The organism is Nocardia sp. NPDC004722 (assembly GCF_053601505.1).
Genome location: NZ_JBSGBY010000011.1, coordinates 1 through 21558 on the forward strand (window position 1 = coordinate 1; position 21558 = coordinate 21558).

General features: G+C 68.0%; 19 protein-coding genes. 10 read left to right on the forward strand and 9 right to left on the reverse strand.

Features of this window, described 5'->3' with window-relative positions; genetic code table 11:
• Positions 1-339: 339 nt before the first annotated feature.
• Positions 340-888: an NlpC/P60 family protein gene (locus ACWELQ_RS02815; protein WP_452395308.1), complete on the forward strand. Its 549-nt coding sequence runs from the start codon at positions 340-342 to the stop codon at positions 886-888.
• Positions 889-894: 6 nt separating this feature from the next.
• Here ACWELQ_RS02815 and ACWELQ_RS02820 read toward each other — a convergent pair whose 3' ends face one another.
• Entirely contained in the window at positions 895-1308 is a 414-nt protein-coding gene (locus ACWELQ_RS02820) for an organic hydroperoxide resistance protein (RefSeq protein ID WP_452395309.1), read from the reverse strand.
• A 112-nt stretch (positions 1309-1420) separates the two neighbouring features.
• Here ACWELQ_RS02820 and ACWELQ_RS02825 point away from each other — a divergent pair, with 112 nt between their 5' ends.
• Positions 1421-1960, forward strand: coding sequence for a TetR/AcrR family transcriptional regulator (locus tag ACWELQ_RS02825; RefSeq protein ID WP_452395310.1), 540 nt, complete (start codon positions 1421-1423; stop codon positions 1958-1960).
• A gap of 16 nt (positions 1961-1976) precedes the next feature.
• Here the strand turns inward: ACWELQ_RS02825 and ACWELQ_RS02830 are convergent, their stop codons facing one another.
• A complete protein-coding gene (locus tag ACWELQ_RS02830; RefSeq protein WP_452395311.1) occupies positions 1977-3020 on the reverse strand; it encodes a hypothetical protein in 1044 nt (347 codons plus the stop codon).
• Positions 3021-3075: 55 nt separating this feature from the next.
• Between ACWELQ_RS02830 and ACWELQ_RS02835 the strand changes: the two genes are divergently transcribed.
• Complete coding sequence (locus ACWELQ_RS02835) at positions 3076-3540, forward strand: MarR family winged helix-turn-helix transcriptional regulator (protein ID WP_452395312.1); 465 nt, start codon at positions 3076-3078, stop codon at positions 3538-3540.
• Between the two features lie 9 nt (positions 3541-3549).
• Here ACWELQ_RS02835 and ACWELQ_RS02840 read toward each other — a convergent pair whose 3' ends face one another.
• The gene (locus ACWELQ_RS02840; protein ID WP_452395313.1) at positions 3550-4683 is read right to left on the reverse strand and encodes an alpha/beta hydrolase; all 1134 of its coding nucleotides are present in this window, start codon (positions 4681-4683) and stop codon (positions 3550-3552) included.
• Between the two features lie 103 nt (positions 4684-4786).
• The gene (locus ACWELQ_RS02845; protein ID WP_452395314.1) at positions 4787-5665 is read right to left on the reverse strand and encodes a UTP--glucose-1-phosphate uridylyltransferase; all 879 of its coding nucleotides are present in this window, start codon (positions 5663-5665) and stop codon (positions 4787-4789) included.
• Positions 5666-5916: 251 nt separating this feature from the next.
• On the opposite strand from ACWELQ_RS02845, the gene ACWELQ_RS02850 reads away from it, so the two are divergent.
• From ACWELQ_RS02850 to ACWELQ_RS02860, 3 genes are all read left to right on the forward strand, one after another.
• Entirely contained in the window at positions 5917-7242 is a 1326-nt protein-coding gene (locus ACWELQ_RS02850) for a DNA polymerase IV (RefSeq protein ID WP_452395315.1), read from the forward strand.
• Positions 7243-7419: 177 nt separating this feature from the next.
• The gene (locus ACWELQ_RS02855; RefSeq protein ID WP_452395316.1) at positions 7420-7917 is read left to right on the forward strand and encodes a hypothetical protein; all 498 of its coding nucleotides are present in this window, start codon (positions 7420-7422) and stop codon (positions 7915-7917) included.
• Between the two features lie 92 nt (positions 7918-8009).
• Positions 8010-11309 (forward strand): arabinosyltransferase domain-containing protein, encoded by a 3300-nt coding sequence (locus ACWELQ_RS02860; RefSeq protein WP_452395317.1) that lies wholly within the window; start codon positions 8010-8012, stop codon positions 11307-11309.
• Between the two features lie 153 nt (positions 11310-11462).
• Here the strand turns inward: ACWELQ_RS02860 and ACWELQ_RS02865 are convergent, their stop codons facing one another.
• A complete protein-coding gene (locus ACWELQ_RS02865; protein WP_452395318.1) occupies positions 11463-12167 on the reverse strand; it encodes a hypothetical protein in 705 nt (234 codons plus the stop codon).
• Entirely contained in the window at positions 12164-13042 is an 879-nt protein-coding gene (locus ACWELQ_RS02870) for a hypothetical protein (RefSeq protein ID WP_452395319.1), read from the reverse strand. The genes ACWELQ_RS02865 and ACWELQ_RS02870 overlap by 4 nt, the downstream gene beginning before the upstream one ends.
• A gap of 196 nt (positions 13043-13238) precedes the next feature.
• Here ACWELQ_RS02870 and lspA point away from each other — a divergent pair, with 196 nt between their 5' ends.
• The 3 genes from lspA to ACWELQ_RS02885 are packed head-to-tail and all read left to right on the forward strand — an operon-like array spanning position 13239 to position 15454.
• Positions 13239-13856 carry a signal peptidase II gene (lspA, locus tag ACWELQ_RS02875; RefSeq protein ID WP_452395320.1) on the forward strand — a complete coding sequence of 206 codons (618 nt, stop codon included), beginning with the start codon at positions 13239-13241 and terminating at the stop codon, positions 13854-13856.
• Positions 13853-14779: an RluA family pseudouridine synthase gene (locus ACWELQ_RS02880; RefSeq protein WP_452395321.1), complete on the forward strand. Its 927-nt coding sequence runs from the start codon at positions 13853-13855 to the stop codon at positions 14777-14779. Before lspA ends, ACWELQ_RS02880 begins: the two co-directional genes overlap by 4 nt.
• 12 nt (positions 14780-14791) lie before the next feature.
• Positions 14792-15454 (forward strand): hypothetical protein, encoded by a 663-nt coding sequence (locus ACWELQ_RS02885; protein WP_452395322.1) that lies wholly within the window; start codon positions 14792-14794, stop codon positions 15452-15454.
• Between the two features lie 24 nt (positions 15455-15478).
• Here ACWELQ_RS02885 and ACWELQ_RS02890 read toward each other — a convergent pair whose 3' ends face one another.
• Positions 15479-18265, reverse strand: coding sequence for a hypothetical protein (locus ACWELQ_RS02890; RefSeq protein ID WP_452395323.1), 2787 nt, complete (start codon positions 18263-18265; stop codon positions 15479-15481).
• Positions 18266-18322: 57 nt separating this feature from the next.
• On the reverse strand, positions 18323-19975 hold the full coding sequence (locus ACWELQ_RS02895) for a hypothetical protein (protein WP_452395324.1): 1653 nt from the start codon (positions 19973-19975) through the stop codon (positions 18323-18325).
• A gap of 104 nt (positions 19976-20079) precedes the next feature.
• On the opposite strand from ACWELQ_RS02895, the gene ACWELQ_RS02900 reads away from it, so the two are divergent.
• Positions 20080-20766, forward strand: a complete 687-nt coding sequence (locus tag ACWELQ_RS02900; protein WP_452395325.1) for a GAP family protein — start codon at positions 20080-20082, stop codon at positions 20764-20766.
• Here ACWELQ_RS02900 and ACWELQ_RS02905 read toward each other — a convergent pair.
• The gene (locus ACWELQ_RS02905; RefSeq protein ID WP_452395326.1) at positions 20763-21554 is read right to left on the reverse strand and encodes an inositol monophosphatase family protein; all 792 of its coding nucleotides are present in this window, start codon (positions 21552-21554) and stop codon (positions 20763-20765) included. The genes ACWELQ_RS02900 and ACWELQ_RS02905 overlap by 4 nt on opposite strands.
• Between the last annotated feature and the right edge of the window lie 4 nt (positions 21555-21558).

The following is a 21558-nucleotide window of genomic DNA, read 5'->3' on the forward strand; positions in this document are numbered from 1 at the left end:
GTCCGTACGACCCCGGTAATCCAGCTCGCCGTCGTTCCAGGCGACCAGGTCACCGGTGCGGTACATGCGCTCACCAACCGCGAACGGATTGGCCATGGCTGCACCGCTGACTTTCGGCAAACGCGAGAGCGCCCACCCGGACACCGGGCGGGCGCTCTCGCTATTTCTGGACTATGCGCCTGGCCGGGCGTTCTCCGATCCCGAGTGACGCGGGTCTCGAGACACGCCAACCCTGGTTCCCTTGTGACGCATGTTGCAGGTGCGATACAACGGCTATTGGCTAGCTATCGATCTTGTTCCTTGCTGTTCCCGCGGTAACGCCGATGAAGGGGCGCGCTCATGGCTCGAAGGCAGCTTCGCAAGTTCCGGAACTTCGTCATCACCACGGCCGCGCTCACCGTCTGCGCGGCACTCTGGGCGGGCAGCGCCCACGCGGACACCGGCTCCTCGTCGGGTTCCGGATCGGGTTCCGCCTCCGGCAGCGCGAGCGGCTCGGCTTCGGGCAGTGCGAGCGGCTCCGCGCAGATCCCCCTGGCCAGTCCGCGCGCCATGGTCGCGCTGGGCTTGGCCACCACGCAATCCGGCAAGCCCTACCGCTGGGGCGGCACCGGCCCGGACGACTGGGACTGCTCGGGCCTGGTGCAGTGGGCTTTTCGCAGCGTCGGCATCGATATGCCGCGCACCACCTGGCAACAGGCCGACGCCGGTCTCGAAGTGTCTTTCGGCGCACTGCAACCCGGCGATGTGATCGTCCTCAACGACGACGCCTCCCACGTAGGCATCTACGCGGGAGGCGGCAATATCTTGAACGCGTACGACTGGGGTGTGCCTGTCGGCCTGACTCCCTTGAGCCAGTTCGACATCTACTCCATTCGCCGGTTCTACTGAATCGTCTTACTCGACAACGAGTTCCACAGGGATGTTGCCCCGGGTGGCCTTCGAGTACGGGCACACCTGGTGCGCGGCCTCGACGAGCTCGCGGCCCTTCTCGTTCTGCAGCTCCTCGGGCAGCTCGACGCGCAGCACGACGGAGATGCCGAAACCGGTCTCCTCGTCCTTGTTCAGGCTGACGTCGGCGGTCACCGAGGCGTCGCCCAGCGCGACACCGGCGTTGCGGGCCACGACCTGCAGCGCACCGGCGAAGCAGGCGGAGTAGCCCACGGCGAACAGCTGCTCGGGGTTGGTGCCGTCACCGCTGCCGCCGGCCTCCTTGGGCTGGGCCAGCTTCAGGTCGAGGTAACCGTCGGAGCTGACCGAGCGGCCCTCGCGGCCGACGGAGGTAGCGGACGAGGTGAAGAGCTTAGCCATTTCGAATCTCCCTAGACAGACTTGTCTGTTCAGAACGATGCCCAGAGTAGACAGGTCTGTCTGCTATCGTCAATACCGAAGTCCCGATGAGGGGGAAGGAGTGCCGGTCGTCATGAGCGAAGCCCGTGATCGCCTGCTGGACACCGCGACTCGACTGTTCTACGCCGAGGGTATCCACACCGTCGGCATCGACCGCATCATCGCCGAGGCGGGCATCGCCAAGGCCACCTTCTACCGGCATTTCAAGACCAAGGAAGACCTGGTCGTCGCTTATCTGGTGCGGGAGTACGCCCGGCAGCGCGAGATTCTCGAGGCGATTCCGGGTGAAGGCGCGGAGTCCATCGTCGGGATCTTCGACCGGCTCGGCGAGCTCAGTTGCGGTCCCGGCTTCCGCGGCTGCCCGTTCCTCAACGCGGCCGTGGAGTTCCCCAATCCCGATCACGCCGTGCGCCAGGTGGTCGACGACTATCGCGGCTGGTTCCGCGACCTCATGGCCGAGCGGTTGCGCGCCGACGGGCGCACCGATGTCGAGGACGCGTCGCGGGTGCTGCTCATGACGCGTGACGGCGTGACCATCAGCGGGGGCGTCGGAGACAGTGAGACGGTCCGGGTGGGCATCCGGACCGTCTTGTCTCAGTTGGGTATTCGGTAAAGCCGGGGATACGGGGCTAGACGCCGACCGTCTCCTCCATCTCCTCCTCCGCCTGCTCGGCGGTCTCGGGGACGGCGGCGTGGCGCGGGCCGAGTTCCTTTGCGGCGTGGCGCTTCTCGGCCAGGGCCGCGACGGCCATCAGGGCCAGGCCCGCCGCGAACCACAGGATCAGGCTGGTGATCCGGCCGCCGAAGCCGACGCCGTCGAAGTAGAGCAGGCTGCGCGCGCCCTCGACGAATCCCGCGCCGTTCCAGAAGTGGTGCAGCGTGCCGAAGAAGTCGTTCTGCAGCCACGGGCCGTAGACGCCGCCGGAGGTGGTGAAGTTCAGCATCACGAACAGCACCATCATCGCGAGGGTGGTCCAGCGCTTCAGGAAGGTGTGCGCGCCGATGCCGATGGCCAGGATGCCCGCCGAGTACAGCCACGACATGGCCCAGATCGCGCCCGCGTCGTGGTCGACCACGTGGAAGACCGGGCCGGACAGGGCCAGGCCGATCAGGCTCACCAGCAGCGAGGTGACCAGGCCGAGCAACCCGCGTATCCGCATGGACAATCCCGCGCCCGCCGCGCCGATGGCGGCCACGCTGCCGTAGGAGCCGATGCTCAGCGCCACCAGCAGGAAGAAGATGCCCTGCGCGGTCGGGTCGCCGGAGGCCGGGGTGGTGACGTCGGTGACGGTCAGCGGCGCGTTCTGCAGGGCCGCGACCTGTCCGAAGACCGCCTCGGCGGCCATGGCGGTGGTGTCGGATCCGGCCTTGGCGACCAGCAATTCGGGCTTTTGTGGATCGGGCACGTACGCGCCCGCCAGATCCCGGTGCCGCAACTGGTTGACCGCGTCGTCGCGGGTGGGCACGGTTGTCACGTCGAGGGCATTGCCGCCCTTGTCCTTCATGGTCTGCGCCAGCACCTTGACCTGCGGGCTGTCGCCCACGATCGCCACCGCGAGGTGGTTGGGCGCGGGCTGGTGGAACGCGCCCAGGTAGGCCAGGCCCATGCCGAGGCACATGAGCAGCGGGGTGAGCAGGTGCACGGCAACATGCCGGAGTTGCTGGGAGGCCATGAGTTCTTCTCCAATAGTTGGTAAATACAACCAAGCGAGGTTGTAGTCTACAACCATGGAGAGCGACGCCGCATTCCCGGGCCCGACGCACAAGATGGCGGGCCGGACCGAAGCGATCGACGTCATACAGCGCGAGCTCACGGCCTTCGCCCGCCGCGCCCGCGGCCGGGCCAGCGAACTACACCCCGAGCTGTCCTTGGTCGCGTCGAGCATCCTCGACCTCGTGATCGAGCGGGACGGCTGCCTCGCCGCCGACCTGGCGGGACACTTCCACCTCGACAAGTCGACCGTCAGCCGCCAGGTCGCCGCCTTGGAGAAAGAGGGCTACCTCGAACGCGAGGTCGACCCCACCAACCGCCGCAACCTGGTCCTCCGCGCCACCGCCGAGGGAAAACAGGTGGCCCGCACCGCGTCTCGCCGCCGCGCCGCCGCCTTCACCGAACGCTTCGAGGACTGGGAAGATGCCGACGTCGAGCGCCTCGCCCGATACCTGGTGCGCTACAACGCCGCCGACGAATGAGCAGGCGGCTCAGTTGGTTTCGGGGAGATTCAGGCCCTTGGCCAGCACCGGCCAGGAGGAGCGCAGGGCGTCCTGCCAGTAGCCCCAGGAGTGGGTGCCCGGCTTGGCGATGTCGAAGGTGGCGGGGATCTCGAGGTCTCGCAGCCGGGTCTTGAGGTTGCGGGCGCACCAGTCGCTGGCCGCCTCCAGGATGCCGCCGACCAGGATCTGTTGCGGCAGACCGCCGTCGGCGGGGCCGAGGCTGCGCACGTCGGCGACATTGTCGTGGCGGCCGGGCATGCCGGAGCCGTTGGAGATGTAGAGGCCGAGCCCACGCAGGGCGTCGGCGTGCACGTAGGGATCGTTGGCGGCCCATTCCGGATCATCGCTGGGCCCATACATGTTCACCGGATTGCCGCCGCCGATGCTGATCACCAGATCCGCGAACTTCTGCCCGATCGGGTCGCTGATCTGCGCGCACCCGCTGTAGGCGGCCACCGCCGTGTACAGGCCGGGCGCGGCGATGGGCAGTTGCAGCACCGAGGTCCCCGACATCGACATCCCGGCGATGGCGTGCACTTCATCGGTGCCCAGGGCGGTATCGATGATCGGGGGTAGCTCCTCGGTGAGGAAGGTCTTCCACATCGGCTGGCCTAGTCGAGGGTCTTCACTGCGCCAGTCGGTGTAGTAGGTGAACGCGCCGCCGATCGGCATCACCACGTTCACGTTCTTGTCGTCGAAGAACTCGGTGGAGTCGGTATTGCGTTTCCAGGTCGCCGTGTCCTGGCCGCCCCCGGCGCCGTTGAGCAGGTACAGCACCGGCCGCGGCTGCGAGGTGTCGGCGGGGCGCTGCACCTCCACCGTGATATCGGCGTCCATGGCCGTCGAGTGCACGTGCAGCGTCAGATTCCGCGCGTCGTGGATCTCGAAAGCCTTGATATTGGAGCCGTCCTCGGAGACCGGGGTCCCGAACAGCTTGACGTTGCTGGTGATCGGATCGGGCGGGACCGCGGAGGCCGAGCCTGCGGGTACGACCGTGGTGAACGTAGTGACAAGGGAACAACTTGCCGCCGCGAGCAGTGCCGCCCGGGTGCCCAATCCGCCTAGCAAAACCGACCTTCGATCCAGAGGTGCCCCGACCCGATTGCATGATCGCCGAAACATGCCCCCATGTTTCGGGTTTCGACAATATTGGCGCTGGCGTGGTTGTGGCGCAAGGCACTTGTGCGCCCAACTATGCGTCGACCTCGAAGTTTGTGACTACTCACTACTCCGCGACGAGTTGACGCAACAGCGGACCGTACTCCGGATGCGCCAGCGCCGAGGCGAATTGGGCGGTCAGATAGTCGGCCGGGTTGCCGGTGTCGTACCAGCGACCCCGAATCACCTGGCCGTACACCGGATTCGCGGCGGCGAAGATATTGATCGCATCGGTCAGGTAGACCTCGCCGGTGCGGTGGGTGTACCAGTCGTCGACCTGTTTGCGCAGCTCGGCGATGATGCCCGGGGTGACCACGTAGCCGCCGATGGCGGCGAAGGAGGAGGGTGCGTCGGCGGGCTTGGGCTTCTCCTTGAGGCCGCTGATCCGCATCAGCCCCTCGCCGTTGGTCTCCTCGACCACGGGCACGCCGTAGCGCTGGGATTCGGAGGGATCCATCGGCATGAGCGCGAGCACCGGCGCGCCGGTCTTCTCGTAGGCGTCGACGAGCTGCTGGGCGCGCGGCACCTCGGCCACGAAGACGTCGTCGGGCCACAGCACCAGCATCGGCTCGTCGCCCAGGTGACGGGCGGCATTGAGCACGGGGGTGCCGTTGCCGTAGGGCCCGTGCTGATCCAGGTAGGTGATGTGCCCGGCGCGGCCGAGTTCGCCGACCTCCTCGACGGCGTCGGCGTAGGCGGCCTTGCCGTCGGCGCGCAACTGGGCCACCAGCGCCGGGTTGGGGCGGAAGTGGTCCTGGATCAACGACTTTCCACCGCTGACCACGATGGTGATGTCGGTGATGCCGGAGGCCACGAGTTCGCGCACCGTGTGTTCGATGACCGGCTTGTCGCCCACCGGGAGCATTTCCTTCGGGATCGCCTTGGTCAGCGGCAGCAGCCGCGAGCCGATGCCGGCGGCGGGAATCACGGCCTTGCGAATCGTCATGGCTCGATCATCACACACGGGATCGGACGTACCTGTCGGTAGCCGCTTGTAGATTTCCCGGTGTGAATACGTCTACCGACTCCGCAAACCCGGGCATCGCGCCTGGTGAGGGCGATTCGGTGCGAGTGGCCGGTGCGCGGGCGGCCGCCGGCGGCGCGGCGGCGGATTTACGGCAAACTGACAGCCGATCCAGAGATTCGGACAGCGGTTCCCGCGGTTCGGGACAGCGCCGCTGGGTGCTGCACATAGATATGGACGCGTTTTTCGCCTCGGTCGAGCAGCTGACCCGCCCGACGCTGCGTGGCCGCCCGGTGCTGGTGGGCGGCATGGGCGGGCGCGGCGTGGTGGCCGGGGCGAGCTACGAGGCCCGCGTCTTCGGGGCGCGTTCGGCCATGCCGATGCATCAGGCGCGGCGGCTGGTGGGCGGCGCGGCGGTGGTGATTCCGCCGCGCGGCGCGGTATACGGCGAGCTCAGCGGGCAGGTGTTCGAGGCGATCCGGGCGCGGATCCCGGTGCTCGAGACGCTCTCGTTCGACGAGGCGTTCGGGGAACCGGCGGAACTGGCCGGGGCGACACCGGACCGGGTCGCGGAGTTCTGTGAGGAGTTGCGCGCGGCCGTGCGTGAGCGCACCGGCCTGGTGGCCTCGGTGGGCGCGGGCAGCGGCAAGCAGCTCGCCAAGATCGCCTCCGGGCTGGCCAAACCCGATGGGGTGCGCGTGATTTCGGCGTCCGAGCAGGACCGCTTCCTGTCCTCGCTGCCGGTGCGCAAACTCTGGGGTATCGGTCCGGTCGCCGAAAGTCGTTTGCGCTCACTGGGAATCGAGACGGTCGGCGCGCTGGCGGCGCTTCCAGAATCGGAGGCGTCCTCGATCCTGGGCGGCAGTATCGGCGTCGCGCTGCACCGCCTGGCCCGCGGTATCGACGACCGCCCGGTGGCCGAGCGGGCCGAGGCCAAGCAGATCAGCGCCGAAACCACCTATGAGACCGACATTCTCACCCTGGCCCAGCTGCGCCCGGCCATCGACGCCATGGCGCTCTCGGCGCACCGGCGGCTGGGGGCTGACGGCCGGGCCGCGCGCACGGTGGTGTTGAAGCTCAAGCGAACCGACATGAGCATCCTGACCCGTTCCTCGACATTGCCCTATGCCACCGAGGATCTGGCCACGCTCACCGCGGCCGCCCAGCGCTCGGCCCTGGATCCGGCCGAGATCGGCCCAATTCGCCTGGTGGGCGTGGGTTTCGCGGGGTTGTCGGAGATCCGCCAGGAGTCGTTGTTCCCAGAACTGGATCAGACCGTCGATGTGGGTAGCGCGGTCTCGGAGGAGCCGGCCTTCGCGGTGCCGGAGACCCCGGAAGTCGTGGTACCGCCCGCAACTCGCTCCTACGCCGTCGGAACCTGGTATCCCGGACTCGATGTCGAGCACCCCGAGTTCGGTCACGGCTGGGTGCAGGGCGCGGGGCACGGTGTGGTGACGGTCAGGTTCGAAACCCGTTCGACCGGACCGGGTCCCGCGCGCACCTTCGCCGCCGAGGATCCGGATCTGAAGCGTGCGGATCCCCTTGCCAGCCTGCGTTGATGCGGTTAAGGCATATTTGCGCCAATTATGAGGATTCGGCCTGAAAATGCCGCGCCATCCCGCGCGGAGGCCGATTCCGCGACGCGGCGTTGGTAGTGTCGCGTCTCGTGCGGCCTCGCCGTCGGGTGTCGCTGTCACATTGTCGAACGGACCTACTCGAACGCAAAGGACGAGCAGTTGAAGTTTCAGAAGACTGGACGCATCGCGGTCGCCGCTCTGGCCGTCGTGACCGTACTCGGGCTGTCGGCGTGTGGCAGCGGTGACAAGAGCACCACGAAGACCACCGCCAAGACCACCACCTCGCAGGCCGCGCAGACGAGCTACCCGGCGGCCCCGACCGCGGCGGACCTGAACGCCCAGCTGCAGAAGGCCCTCGACCCGAACGTGCCGGACTCCGAGAAGCTGGACATGATGCAGGGCGTGCAGGCCGACCCCAGCCTGCCCAACCGCCTGGCCGAGGCCTACAAGCAGAACAACGCCACCATCACCGTCACCAATGTGACCGATCTCGGCAACGGCACCCTCACCGCCGACGCCCAGGTCGCGGTCAACGGTGGCGCGCCGCAGCAGGCGGTCGTCCCGTTCGTCGCCGAGGACGGCAAGTGGAAGGTCCAGAAGGAGTGGATCTGCAACGCCCTGCAGCTGGCCAACCAAACCTCCCCGGCCTGCAGCTAGTCCCGTGGTGAGCGGCCCGGCATCCAACGGTGGGATGCCGGGCCTCTACTCTCTTGGCGCAAGATCATGGCTTCCGCTTAGGATCGGCGGTCGTGACCGACGTGTTGGAGAAGGCGGGGCAGGATTCCGCCGGGAGTGCTGGTGCTGAACCCGAGAGACGAATCGCAGGGGGATGGGCCCGGCCGCTCGCTCTGATCGCCGGATTGATCGCAGTCGTCGCGGCGATTTCGGTGCCGCTGCTGCCGGTGCAGGTCGATCACACCACTCTGGCTTGGCCGCAGGGCAATTCGACGCAGAGCATCGAGTCTCCGCTGGTCTCGTACGCGCCGTTGACCTTCGATGCCACCATTCCCTGTTCGGCTGTGACGCAGCTGGGTTCGAAGGGCGGCACACTGGCCGCGACCGCGCCCAACGGTGCGCCGGATCTCGAACGGTACGGCTTCGTGGCGCGGGTCACCGCCGCCTCCACCACCGACGGGGTGACCACGCCGGGCAAGCTGGAGGCGATCACCCACCACAAGACGCTGGTGAGTATTCCCACCGATCAGCTGCCCGCGGGCTGCGCTCTCACCGTCCACTCCGATATGACGGCCACCACGGCCACGCTCAGCGGCACCGGCGTAGCCCCGGTCACCCTCGACGGTGATTTCCGGCCGCAGCTGGTGGGCGTGTACAGCGATCTGACGGTCTCCGACGGCGCCTCGGTCACCGCGCAGGTGGACAGCCGCTTCACCTCGACGCCGAGCACCCTCAAGCGCGTCGCCATCTGGACGGCCATCCTCGGCACGCTGGTCGCGCTGTTCGCTCTGTTCCGGCTCGACCGTCTCGACGGTCGTCGCACCCGCCGCTTCCTGCCGCGGCACTGGTGGAGCTTCAAGCCGGTCGACGCCGTCGTGCTGGGCACCTTGATCCTGTGGCATTTCATCGGCGCGACCACCTCCGATGACGGCTACCAATACGGCATGGGCCGCGCGTCGATCCACGCGGGCTATATGGCCAACTACTTCGGCTACTTCGGTGTCCCCGAAACTCCGGTCGGCACACCGTATTACGACCTGATCGGTCACATGGCGCAGGTGAGCGCGGCCAGTCCGTGGATGCGCCTGCCCGCGCTGCTGTCGGGCATGCTGATCTGGCTGGTGCTCAGCCGCGAGGTGATTCCCCGTCTGGGCGCGCGCATTCGCCGCGACCGGATCGCGGTGTGGACCGGTGCGCTGGGCTTCCTGGTGATCTGGCTGCCCTACAACAACGGTCTGCGCCCGGAACCGCTGGTGGCGCTGGGCGTGCTGCTCACGTGGGTGTCGGTGGAGCGAGCCATCGCGACCGGTCGGTTGCTGCCCTACGGCATCGCCATCGCGATCGGCGCGTTCAGCTGTACCGTCGGCCCGTCCGGCATCATCTGTTTCGCGCCGCTGCTGGCCGGTATCCGGCCGATCTGGCGCATTCTCAACAGGCGCGCGACGGCTCTCGGCAAGCCGACCGCGCCCGGCGCGAGCGCCTTCGCGATCCTGAAGGCCCGCTTCGGTTCCTACCTGAGCCTGTCGGCCCCGCTGGCCGCCGCCGGTGCGGTGGTGCTGGCGATCATGTTCTGCGATCAGCCGCTCTCCTCGATGTTCGAGATGAGCCGGGTGCACACGGCCGTCGGCCCGGATGTGCACTGGGACGGCGAATACATTCGCTACCAGTACCTGTTCATGCCCACCATCGACGGTTCGCTGGCCCGCCGCTTCGGCATGCTCGCCTTCTGGATCGGGCTGCTGGTGTGCGTATTCGTGTTGCTGCGCAAAGGCGGCCGGATTCCGTTCACCGCGCCCGGGCCGGTGCGCCGCGTGCTGGGCACCGGCGTCGGCATGATGCTGCTGATGATGTTCACGCCCACCAAGTGGACCCACCACAACGGCATCTACGCCGGAATCGCCGGTGTGGTCGCCGTTTTGGCGGCGGTGGCGGTCGGGCCGCGGGTGATGCGCTCGCCGCGCAACCGGGCCTTGTTCGCGGCGGTGGTGGCCTTCGCGCTGGCGGTCTCGTTCTCCAGCATCAACGGCTGGTGGTACGTCTCGAACTGGTCGATCTCGTGGAACGACAAGTCGGTCGTGATCGCCGGAATCGGGGTCGACAAGATCCTGCTCGTGGTCACCGTGGGCCTACTCGCGCTGGCCGCCTGGTTCCATGTGCGCGCGCCGGAACAGCCCGGCCCGCACCGGATCTCGAAGCTGGGCTGGCGTTTCGTCGCCCTGCCGCCGCTGACCGTGGCGGCGGCGTTCATGGTGCTGTTCGAGGTGGCCTCGCTGGCCAAGGGCGCGATCGCGCAGTACCCGGCGTACTCGCTGGCCCGCTCGAATGTGGATGCGGTGCTGGGCAAGACGTGCGGGCTCGCCAATGACGTACGGGTGGAGGAACATCCGAACGCGGGCATGCTGCCGCCGGTCAACGGTGACGCGCTGAGCACGTTCACCGCCGACTCGACCGGGTTCTCGCCCAAGGGCGTGGCCACCGACCTGCGCGCCGACGACGAGGCCGACAACGGCGGCAACGTCTCCGCCGCCGTCAGCGGCCGCTCCAGCGGCACGGTCGATGGAACCACCACCGCGCCACTGCCTTTCGGCCTGAACGCGGACACCCCGGTGCTGGGCAGCTACAACAGTACCGAGGCGGTCTCGACGCTGACCACCGGCTGGTACGCGCTGCCCCCGCAACGCGACAGTGCCGGCATCATCGCGCTGGCGGCGGCCGGGCGCATCCGCTCGGTGGACAAGGACGGCATCGTGACGCCCGGTCAGCGGGTGGAGATCGAGTACGGGGTGCCCGGCGCCGACGGCTCCCTGCAACCGCAGGGCCGGGTCACGCCCATCGATATCGGTCCCGCGCCGACCTGGCGCAACCTGCGGGTGCCGATGAGCGAGATTCCGGCGTCGGCCACCGCGATTCGCGTACTGGCCGAGGACCGCGACAGCGATCCCAAGCAGTGGGTGGCGCTCACCCCGCCGCGCATTCCGCAGACCGTCACGCTGCAGGACTTCGTCGGCAAGACCAAGCCGGTGCTGCTGGATTGGGAAGTGGGCCTGCAGTTCCCGTGCCAGCGGCCCTTCGATCACCTCGACGGCATCGCCGAGGTGCCCGACTACCGCATCCTGCCCGACCGGGGCGGCGCGGCCATGACCACGCTGTGGCAGAGCCACGACGGTGGCGGCGCGCTCGGCTGGAGCTCGATGTTGCTGCGGCCGATCACGTATGCGACGTTCCTCGCGAACGATCCGCGCCGGGACTGGGGTGAGTTGCAGAAGCTGGAGCGCATCGACGCGTCGGCGCAGACCGCTAAGCCGGTGGTGACCACCGATACCCACACGGGTCTGTGGAATCCGGGTCCGATCAATGTTACCGGCTGGCAGTAGCTTCCACGGCGAGAAATGATCCGGCCCCCGTTTCCTCATGGAGACGGGGGCCCTCGTCATTCCGGCGTGTTCTTGGCCGGAATCCAGGAAAACTGTTGGTGCAATACGGGTGTGGATCCCGGCCAAAAGCACGCCGGGATGACGAGGGAGGCTCTACGGTCCCGCCGCGCCGCGCAGCTTGCGGACCTGGGCCGCGGTCATGGCCGTAAGTTGCGCCGGATCGGGCTCTTTCGCATCCGACAGGGCGATCTGCACGACCGTCGACCCGACCAGGGTGATGCTCACATCGGTGTAGAGCGTGAGTCCGTCACTGGTGGTGCGTACTTGGAAGGCGGCCGAGCCGTCGCCGTCCTGCGGCTGGGTGAGCCCGCCGAGCCGGAAGTCGACCTTGGTGTTGTCGGCGTCCTTGCCGGAGTACTTGGTGCACCCCTGCAACAGTCCCTGCACGGTGGTGAACGCCTGTGCCGCACCGCCGTTCGCATACGACGCGGCATCGATGTCCACGGACGCGAAATTCTGGCCGCCGAACTGGGCGGCGGCCTGCGCGGCCGCGCCCGGGGCCTGAGTGGCGATGGCCGCCAGAATATTCGCGCACTGCGCGGGATCGGTCTTGGCTCCCGCACCGCCCGCATTCCCGGGCGGCGGATCGTCGAGCGCGGTGAATCCCGCGGGCAGGGCCCCGGCATCCAGCAGCAGTGCGCGCAGCGTGTACTGGTCCGGAACCGGTGCGCCGCCGGGTGTTTGGCTCGGCTTCACCGTCGGCCCGAGGCTGGGCAGGACGGGCGCGGAATCCTTGTGGCTGCCGCACGCGGTGACGGTCAGCGCCAGCACGCCCAGCAGCAGCGCGCCTCGCGTCACGCCCCCCACTGCACCTCCGTGCGCAGGGTCTGACGCAGCGTCACCGAGCTGTGCGGGTCCCGGTAGGTCTGGTTGCCGCCCACCTCGACGGTGCCGGAAACCGGTAGCGGCAGACCGAGATCCACGCCGATGGTGCCGGTGCCGTGCATGAGGTAGTCGACGATCTCCAGCTGGCCCGCCTCGTTGGGCAGATGCCAGACGGTGGATTTCGGCGTCTGCGTGACATTCAGCTCGATGGTGAGCTGGTTGCCGTCGCGCGCGGTGAGCGTGCAGGTGGTGACCTGTTCGAGGGGCACACTGCCGGAAACCTGTTGCCGCACCGTCCACACCGCCCCGACCCCGACGGGGTCCTGCGGGAACGCGATGGACTGGTACACCGCCTGATAGAACGCCTGCTCGAGGGCGGCGCGCGCGGTATCGGGGGTGGAAGGCTTGGGGGCGAGCTTCAACGCGGTGATCGCGCCCAGCTCACTGACATCGAAGCCGACCCGGGAGCCGTCGGCGGGCAGCAGCGCCTTCGCCAGGCTCGGATCGGGGGAGGTGACGTTGCCGAGGGTGAGCTCGACGCCGTCGTTGCCGGCCTGCGCGCTGAGCGGAATGGTCATGGCGGGCGGCGAGATATCGCGCAGCGCCTGATTGTTGATCTGCTGCTCGACATGGTGATCGGTGCTGAGCGTGACCTGCTGGGTGGTGCCCGGCTCGAGGGTGCGTCGCAGCGGCGACCGGGGTTCGGCACCCGGATCGACGACGGTGGTGGTCACCGCCTCGATCGGCATGGTGACTTCCTTGTTGAAGCCCACCGGTTCCGTGTTGTCGGACTCGACGGTCCGCTCGCCGGGCGCGCTGCAACCGACGCCGAACGCGGTCAAGGTCATCGCGAGAACCAGCATCAACACCCCCGAACGCGTGGTGCGCGCACCCGGTCGCCGCGGCGGGCGCGGTGGGCCGGAACAGGGTGCGGTGGCGTTCGCCGAGCTGGGGGATGAAGACAACACCGTCACGTCGAACAGGTTACGACGCGTTCCTGAAAAACAGCTGGGATCACGAGCGGGCGGCAGGGCGGTTTCGGGGATGAGGAATGATGTCAGGGTGAGTACCGAGCGGCCGCCCGAATCCGGCGCAGAGGAATCAGACCCGAAGTCAGCGTCCGAGGGCGCGGTCGCGTCCCAGCCGTTGCGGTTGCGCACCCTGCTGATCATCGCCGCGGTGTTGCTCGGACTGGACCTGCTGACCAAGACCATCGTGGTCGCCACCATGACGCCCGGTAAGCCGATCTATCTGATCGGGGACTGGGCGCGGCTGTCGCTGATCCGCAACCCGGGCGCGGCGTTCTCCATGGCCACCGGCATGACCTGGCTGTTGACCCTGGTCGCCGCCGCCGTCGTGATCGGTGTCGTCCGCATCGGCCGCACGCTGCGGTCGCTGCCGTGGGCGATCGGCCTGGGCATGGTCCTCGGTGGCGCGCTCGGCAATCTGGTCGACCGGTTGTTCCGCGCGCCGGGACCGCTGCAGGGCCATGTCGTCGATTTCGTCGCGGTCGGCTGGTGGCCGGTGTTCAATGTGGCCGATTCGTCGATCGTGTGCGGGGCCATTCTGTTGGTGGCCTTGACGGTGTTCGGTTTCGAACCCGACGGCACGCGCATGCACCGGCAGCAGGAAGCTTCGACCGCGGAGGGGGAGACGGCGTGAGGGAAACTCGCAGTATGCCGGTGCCGGACGGTTTGGACGGCATGCGTGTCGATGCCGGACTGTCCCGTTTGCTGGGCCTGTCGCGGACCGCGGTGGTCTCGATGACCGAGGACGGCAGCGTCCAGATCGACGGCGTCGCGGCCGGGAAATCGGATCGGCTCACCGCCGGGGCGTGGCTGGAGGTCGAATTCCCCGAGCCCAAGCGCGAACTCACCGTCGAGGCGACACCGGTGGACGGGATGAAGATCCTCTACGCCGACGACGACATCGTGGCCGTCGACAAACCTGTCGGGGTGGCGGCGCACACGGGCGTCGGCTGGACCGGGCCCACCGTGGTCGGCGGGCTGGCGGCCATGGGTTACCGCATCTCCACCTCGGGAGCCCATGAGCGGCAGGGCATCGTGCACCGGCTGGACGTGGGCACCTCGGGTGTGATGGTGGTCGCGCAGTCCGAGCACGCGTACACCCAGCTCAAGCGGGCGTTCAAGTACCGGACCGTGGAGAAGCGCTATCACGCGCTGGTGCAGGGTCATCCGGATCCGTCGAGCGGCACCATCGACGCGCCGATCGGGCGGGCGCGCGGCAACGACTGGAAGTTCGCGGTCACCGCGGACGGCCGCCCGTCGGTCACCCACTACGACACCGTCGAGGCGTTCCAGTCGGCGAGCCTGCTCGACATCCACTTGGAAACCGGTCGCACCCACCAGATCCGGGTGCATTTCTCGGCGGTCCGGCACCCCTGCTGCGGTGACCTGACCTACGGGGCGGATCCTCGGCTGGCCGAACGGCTTGGCCTGGAACGCCAGTGGCTGCACGCCCGGCAGCTCGGTTTCAACCACCCTGCCGACGGCCGCTGGGTCGAGATCACCAGCGAATACCCCGCCGACCTGGAACACGCACTCGACGTCCTGCGCGCGCACTGATCGGAACCGCCTGTGGATGCACCGACGCTGCGCCGCGCCGGGATCGCGCTCGCCGCAGTACTTTTCGTGATCCTGATCGTCGTCCTGGGCCGGGCCATCCCGCCCCGGGCGGCGATCATCTCCACCGACCGGCTGGGGCCGGAAAGCGGTGAACCGGTAGCGGATTACATCGCACAGGCACGGACGTCAGTGGCGGGCAGCGACTCCGACGCCCACTGGGCATTGGTTTCGTTCACCACCGGCGTGACCGCCGACCGCATCCCCGAATTCAGTGGCGGCCTGCGCATCTCGGAGGTCGCCTACCACGTCCCGGTCGACCGCGTCGCCACTCCGATCATCACCATCGGCGTACCGGCGGGCATCGAGGTGGCCGTCGCCTCGGTCAAAGCCGCTGCCGCCCAGGTGGAATCGACCCAAACCTACGACGACCGCTCCACCCGGGTGAAGAACCTGGTAGCCACCCGCCTCCGCGCGAACTGCGCCTGCGTGGTCGGCATCGTCCTCCAAGGCCCCCTCCCGAAACTCCGAGACCTGGCCGCCCTCCCCGGAATCCGCGCCGTCCAGGCCCTCCCCGCCGACGCCTCCGCAGGCGTCTTCGCCGTCTCCCCTCTCCTCCCCGAACAACTCGACACCGCCAGCCCCGGCCCCGACGACGGCCCGGTCCCGGACAACTGAGTCGTCCGGAACCGTGCGGTTCGGCTACGTGTTCCGCGAAGCCCAAGCGTCGGCGAACATCTCGTGCAACGGGCGCGGCGGGAGGATCACCGAGTAGGGGCCGATGATGTCCTTGTCCTGCGGGCGGACCAGGTAGCGGGCGAGTTTGGCGGTCTCCAGCGGGAGGTGCGGTTTCGCGAGCTTCTCGGTCCAGGGGCCGGGGATGAAGGCGGTGCGCCCGGCCCGGGCCCGCTTGTCCTCGACCACGAGTCGCCGGTCGACGAGTTCGGCCTGAGTCTTCTTGTGCCGGGCCGAGGTCCAGCCGTTCCAGCGGCGCAGATTGCGGTCGGTGGGGCGGGGGAGAGTCAGCAATTGCAGGTAGAGGGCCGCCGCGTCGAGGCCCACGCCGAGGGCGGCCGAGGCCTTGGCGACCAGTTCCGGGGCGCTCTGTTGCGGGTCGGCTTCGAAGCGGCCCACTGCCACCGGGGTATCGGCAGCACGCTCGATCAGGCTCGACAAGCCGGTCACCAGGGTCGCCTCGCGGTGGATGGTGTCGGCGAGTTCCGTCAGGGCGTGGTCCGCGCAGGTGCGCAGGCTCCTGGCCAATGCATCGGGGTCGGAGAGCGCGGCCGGACGCAGGAACGTCGCGCTTCGCCATGGGTGGCTTTCGGCGACGATCAGGCCATCGTCGTAGATGACATGGTCCCGCAGCGGATACGTATCCGGTCCGAAAAGCTCTGCGGCGCGGTCCGGCTGGTCGGGCACCACGAGCAGCTTCGGAGCTCGCAATCGCGCGTGGAGCCGGTCGTGCAGCTCGATGACTCCACGGCAGCCCGGGTCCCCGACGGCACGTTCGGTGAGCGCCCACGCCACCGCGGTCGCCAAGTCCCGGTAGGGATTCCAGCGTCGGTAACTGCTGAAACTGTCGTTCCCGCACTGCAACGCCAACCATCCGTGTCCGGCCGGCTGCACCTGACACCGCAGGTTCTGGGTCGCCATGGTCGTCTCGTTCGGATGCGCCAGCGCGAGCGCGAACGTACCGGGCAGGTCGGTGGCGGCCTCCAACTCGACGGTGAGTTCCTCGGGCACATACGGTTGCGCGCCCACGAACTCGATCCATACCGCCGCCATTCGCTCGGCGGCCGCGAGATCACCTTCCTCGGTCCACAATTCGGCGAGATCCTCGGGTAGCCCGGCGGCCAGGAGCCGACGGCGACCGAGCCAGCCGAGGCGACCTTGAAACTTCTCGTACTGTTCGGCGACCACGTAATTCGCGCTGTACGGCTTGGTGCTGACCATCTTGTCGTGGGCTTCGTGCAGGCTCATGGGCCCGCCTCCGAAGCCGCAGCGTCGCGGCAGTCCATCCAGCGCGAGCCGGGCGATCGGATCCCGGACGCCGGTGCGCTCGGCGAACAACCGCACCGCCTTCTCGCTGGGTGTGTGAGAGCCGTTGCGTGACAACAGGTCCAAGAGTTGTTCGATTCGGGACGTGTCGTCGCGGGTGATGGTGACGATGTGAGTGCGGATCCCCGGCGTTTCCTCGGGCGAGGTGACGTCCGCGGGCTGTAGATAGTGGCCCGAAAGTATCAGGGTGCGCTCGACGGTGGTCTCGGTAGTCGGCTGCCATTCGCCGAGCCGCCATGCACCGGGCTTCGCGAAGGATTGTGCGGCCCAGGTGCGGAGCAGCGCGATCAGCGCGGTGCGTTGCGCTTCGGGCGTGCGGCCGTTGATCGCGCGCCAGGCCACCGCGCCGATTTGACCGAGCAGCGGTGTCCAGTCGACCGGCGGCGCGGGCGGACTCATGCGGCGCACGGTCTCGTCGATGTCCCCGGCCAGGAAACGGCCGTCCGCAGCAAGCGCGGTGAGGGTGGCGGGCACGACGGTGAGATGCGCGTCCGGGTGGTGGTCGAGCAGGCCGAGCAGCGCGGGTAGGAGGTCACTGTCCGGTGCCGTCATCGGCGGCGTGATGAGGGCGCCGGACCGAATCGTCGCCACCCGTCGGGAGATTCGTTCCCGGGTTCGGACCAGACGGGCCGCGTGATCGATATGGGAGCGCACACCGTCGGCGAGTGCGGGATCGGTAATGCCCGACGGCAGGACTCCCGAGGCCAGCAGATCCCGCACGTCCGCCGTGCGCAGGCCGCGCAAGACGGCGGAACCGGCGGGATCACGTGGGGTGAGGAAATGCCAGAACGCCGGGGGCGGGAAGGCCGAGGGGCGGTTCGGTGCGGTCGACACCTCCCAGAGGGGGCTTTCACCGTCGTAGCCGCGGATGGGCGCGAATCCGGTGCCGTCACCGGCATCGTTGTCGGAGCCATAGGTCAGGAGCAGGTCGGCCCCGTCTTCGGGGAAACGGGCAATGCCCCACGGATTTTTGACATCCCCACCGCCCGTGTGAATCGCGCGGCGGCCGTCCACGGACTCCACGACGTAGCCCGACCACCCGTCGCGGTCGCGCAGAATCCGGAAGCCGCTGCGGCCCGCCACCGAGCCGAGGGGAGAGGCTGTCACGCTTTCCGGCAGCCGAACGTAGGACAGCAGCCAGCTGATCCACTCCTTGCCCGCGGGAACGTCGAAGCGTGCGAAAAAGTCCGGCGCGGAAGCGGTTTCCGACCGCAAGCCGGTGTAGTGATCGAATTCGGCCCAGGAGTCCAGGTCCCTGCGATATCCCTCGAAACTCCACAAACGTGTGCCGTCACTGAGCTGATGCCTGCAGTCCTCCACACCGTGGCGGTCGCCGGGCCGCAGTATCCGTTGTCCGCCGTGGCGGCCGTCGGTGGTGGCGAATTGATAGCCGAGGCCGCCGTTGTAGATGTTGCGGCAGGCGGACATGCCACGCCATTCGGTGATTGCGAATGTTGTCGCGGGCGCGCTCGTCCAGAACGCATGCTAAGGGTAGGCCATCTTGGAGTCGCTGTAGCCGACCAGGAAGTCGCCGCCCGCGTAGAACACCGCCTGGACGTGGGTTCCGCGCGGCGCGGTGAACTCGGTGTCAGCGACGATGCCGTGCGGATCGATCACCACCGCGCGTCTGCTGTTGTAGAGAGTGAGCATCGGCCAGGTAGCGGTGACGCCCTTGGGTGTGCCCAGGTGCTCGATTGCTGCTTCCCATGCGGGCCAGTGGAATTCGGCCGGGACACCGGCGCGCAGTGTGCGCAGCAGCGGACCGGCTCCGTCGAGTGCGGCCAGTGCCTCCTCGATGCCGTCGAGGGCCTGTGCGGTCGGCAGATCGAGCAGGCCGTCGAGTTCGGCAAGGGCCCTGTCGGCTTCCAGCAGACCACCGCTCGCGATGCGTTCGAGGACGGCGACGATGCGGGCGTGCACCGCCCGTTCGATTCCGGGGTTGTTCGGCAGCCGGACGATGGCGGTGCTGGTGGTCGCGTTGTCGGCGTGCACGACGCCCTCCAGTTGCGGACCCAGCACCGGATCAGCGGCCAGGGCAATCAGATCGCGCCGGGATTCCGCTCCCCAGAAGCGCATCTTGCCTGCGTCTGGACCGTCCACTCCGACACCTACCGCCAGCAGCGCGTCGGCCAGATCGGCATCCAGGTACACGTTGTGGAACCGGCCGCGCGCCATGGAGACTCGCTCTCCGGCCGCTCGCAGCCGCGGAGCGATCCGCTCGATCATGTCGAACAATTCCCGCGGCATCTGCTGTGCCATGATGCCGCCGCCGGTTTCGACGTAGCAGTACATGAAGAAGAACTGGCTGATCCATCCGGCGAGTCCCATTCGTGGTGTGAGCTTCCCGACGGCCATGGCGTCGATCGCGCCGATCGTGTCGAGCAGGCGCAGCAGGGCGGCGCCGTCGGTCACCGTCGCGGGGAACAGGTCCAGAAACGGTGCGACATCGTCCAGGGTGTCCCGGGTGAAATCCACATGCTTGTGTGCGAATACCTTCGCCATGCCGTCGAGCAGGCCGTCGGGCACCTTGCGGGATGTACAGGCCACCAGCACCTCCCGCAGCACCCGGGCGTCCTCGTCCAGGTCGAGTCCTGCGGCTTTGGCCGAGGTCCGCACGCGGCGGTGCAGATCCGCGCCGAGGGCCGAACCGCCCTCGGCCAGTGCCAGCAGTAGCCGGACGAACTCGCGGTGCGCATCCTGCGGCGAGCTCACGCTGCTCAGCCAGTGCTGGTGTACCGCAACCTCTTTGACCGGCAGTGCGCCCGCCCGTGCGAATACCAGGGTGTTCTCCCGGTGGTAGTCGACCTGCACCGGGAGGGAATGCTCCCGCTCGATCCTTCGCGCTCGCCCATATGCGCTGACCGCGGCGGTCCGGTAGGTCGTGTCCCAGAGCGAATGGTTCGCGCTCAGCCAATGGCCGACCATATCCAGTAACCAGGGGCGATGCGACTCGGGCAGATCCTCGGCCCGGTTGTCGACGTCGTCGACGAAGGCGCCGGGCTTGCGCGTCTTGCGGAAGTTCGCGATGAGAGCGTCCACGAGTTCGTCAGCGCTGCTGGTCATTCCGGGATCGAACTGCCGCACCCATTCCGAGTAGAGCTTCGAATGTGCTGGATCGGATGGCGGCAAGATCGACATGCGGCGAATTGTGGCAGAGGGTGGTGACAGCCGGGGTGGGCGTGATCGCGTGGGGTGCGGGTCACAGACCGTTCGGGATCTCATCACGTATGTTCGGTGGGATCATGGTGATCTTTCTGCTGGCGTTGGCGGGGTTCGCGTTTCTGGACTCGCTCGACGTTCTCCTGGTCGGCGTCACGACGGCGGTGGTCTACGACAGTCGGCTGAGTCGGCGGTCGCCGGTGCCCGGAGCGTTGAGTTTCCTGGCGGGCGTGTTCGCGGTCACCACGGTTTTCGGCATCACCTTCGTGTTGGGTTTGCGATTCCTCACCGATCTGGTGAGTTTCGACATCACGCCCGGGGTCCGGTACTGGGCGGAACTGCTCGTCGGCGGGTTGCTGCTGGTGCTCGGCAGTCTGCGACTGTCGAAAAGCGAGGGCGCGGCGGCGGTTCCGGAGTGGGCGCTGCGGGCGCGCCGAAAACCGTTGCTGCTGGGGCTCGCCGGAATCGCGGTCGGCCTGGGTCAGGCCCCGACCGCGGTCCCGTATCTGGCGGGCCTCGCCATGATCTCGGCCCGCGACCCGCACCCGCCACTGTGGCCGCTGATCATCGTCGCCTACTGCTTGATCGCGCTGCTGCCACCGGCGCTCGTGCTTCTCACTTCGACCCTGCGATCCACGGGGGCGCGGCGGTTCTATCGCGGGCTGGTGCGGTCGCTGAAGCGATTCGGACCCGCGTCCGTGCGGGTATTGCTGGTGCTGGCCGGAGTGGTGCTGGTCGGTGACGCCCTGTATCACCATGCGGCGCTCTAGTTCTCGGCTGCGCGAATGATCTCCGCCAGCTCACCGTGGGTGGTGGGATCCGCAGCGGCGATCAGCCCGTGCGGGGCGGTGTGGAGCGGTTGGCCGACCAGTCCGGTCACGGTGCAGCCTGCCGCCCGGCAGACGGCGATCCCGGCGGTGAAGTGCACATCGTCTCGCAGATCCCGGTCCACGACGTAGGCGGATCGGCGTCCGGCCGCCACCCACGCCAGGGCCAGTGAAGTCGACAGGACTCTGGGGTAGAAGGCTGCCGTGAAGGCAGGGTCGGCGAGCAGTCGGGCGGGAGAGAACCAGTCGGTGTGGGGTGTGGGGTTGTCGGCGTCGATCTCCACCAGGCGGCTGTCGGATCGGGGCCGCAAGGGGTGATCGGTGCCGTCACGGCGGACGGCGGCGGTCGTGCCATCGGTCCAGAACGTCTCGGCGGCAAAAGGATCGGCGACCGCCGCGGCCGTGACCTCATCGCCTGTACGCAGCGCCACGTTCACCGCCACGTGCGGAGTTCCGGCCGCGAAATTGCGTGTGCCACAGAGCGGATCGATCAACCAGATGCGATCGGACGCGAGGCCGGTACTTCCGGACTCCTCCGCCAGAAAGTGATCGGCAGGCCGCCCGTCCCTGAGGATCTCCAGAATCGCCCGCTCAGCAGCCAGATCCGCCTGCGTCGCGAAATCATCCCCCTCCTTCGCGAAACGAATTATCGGGGAATGGAATTGGTCGCGGATCACCGCGGCGGCAGCTTCCGCAGCTCGGATGGCAAGGGCAGCATCAGTTTCAGTCACCCTG

What these genes read in the sequence shown, in the direction of transcription:
- ACWELQ_RS02825 (WP_452395310.1), top strand. Translation starts at nt 1,421, where the DNA reads ATGAGCGAAGCCCGTGATCGCCTGCTGGACACCGCGACTCGACTGTTC.
- ACWELQ_RS02870 (WP_452395319.1), bottom strand. Translation starts at nt 13,042, where the DNA reads ATGACCTTGACCGCGTTCGGCGTCGGTTGCAGCGCGCCCGGCGAGCGG.
- ACWELQ_RS02820 (WP_452395309.1), bottom strand. Translation starts at nt 1,308, where the DNA reads ATGGCTAAGCTCTTCACCTCGTCCGCTACCTCCGTCGGCCGCGAGGGC.
- ACWELQ_RS02835 (WP_452395312.1), top strand. Translation starts at nt 3,076, where the DNA reads ATGGAGAGCGACGCCGCATTCCCGGGCCCGACGCACAAGATGGCGGGC.
- ACWELQ_RS02830 (WP_452395311.1), bottom strand. Translation starts at nt 3,020, where the DNA reads ATGGCCTCCCAGCAACTCCGGCATGTTGCCGTGCACCTGCTCACCCCG.
- ACWELQ_RS02840 (WP_452395313.1), bottom strand. Translation starts at nt 4,683, where the DNA reads ATGTTTCGGCGATCATGCAATCGGGTCGGGGCACCTCTGGATCGAAGG.
- ACWELQ_RS02815 (WP_452395308.1), top strand. Translation starts at nt 340, where the DNA reads ATGGCTCGAAGGCAGCTTCGCAAGTTCCGGAACTTCGTCATCACCACG.
- ACWELQ_RS02900 (WP_452395325.1), top strand. Translation starts at nt 20,080, where the DNA reads ATGGTGATCTTTCTGCTGGCGTTGGCGGGGTTCGCGTTTCTGGACTCG.
- lspA (WP_452395320.1), top strand. Translation starts at nt 13,239, where the DNA reads ATGAGGAATGATGTCAGGGTGAGTACCGAGCGGCCGCCCGAATCCGGC.
- ACWELQ_RS02845 (WP_452395314.1), bottom strand. Translation starts at nt 5,665, where the DNA reads ATGACGATTCGCAAGGCCGTGATTCCCGCCGCCGGCATCGGCTCGCGG.
- ACWELQ_RS02895 (WP_452395324.1), bottom strand. Translation starts at nt 19,975, where the DNA reads ATGTCGATCTTGCCGCCATCCGATCCAGCACATTCGAAGCTCTACTCG.
- ACWELQ_RS02850 (WP_452395315.1), top strand. Translation starts at nt 5,917, where the DNA reads ATGGACGCGTTTTTCGCCTCGGTCGAGCAGCTGACCCGCCCGACGCTG.
- ACWELQ_RS02890 (WP_452395323.1), bottom strand. Translation starts at nt 18,265, where the DNA reads ATGTCCGCCTGCCGCAACATCTACAACGGCGGCCTCGGCTATCAATTC.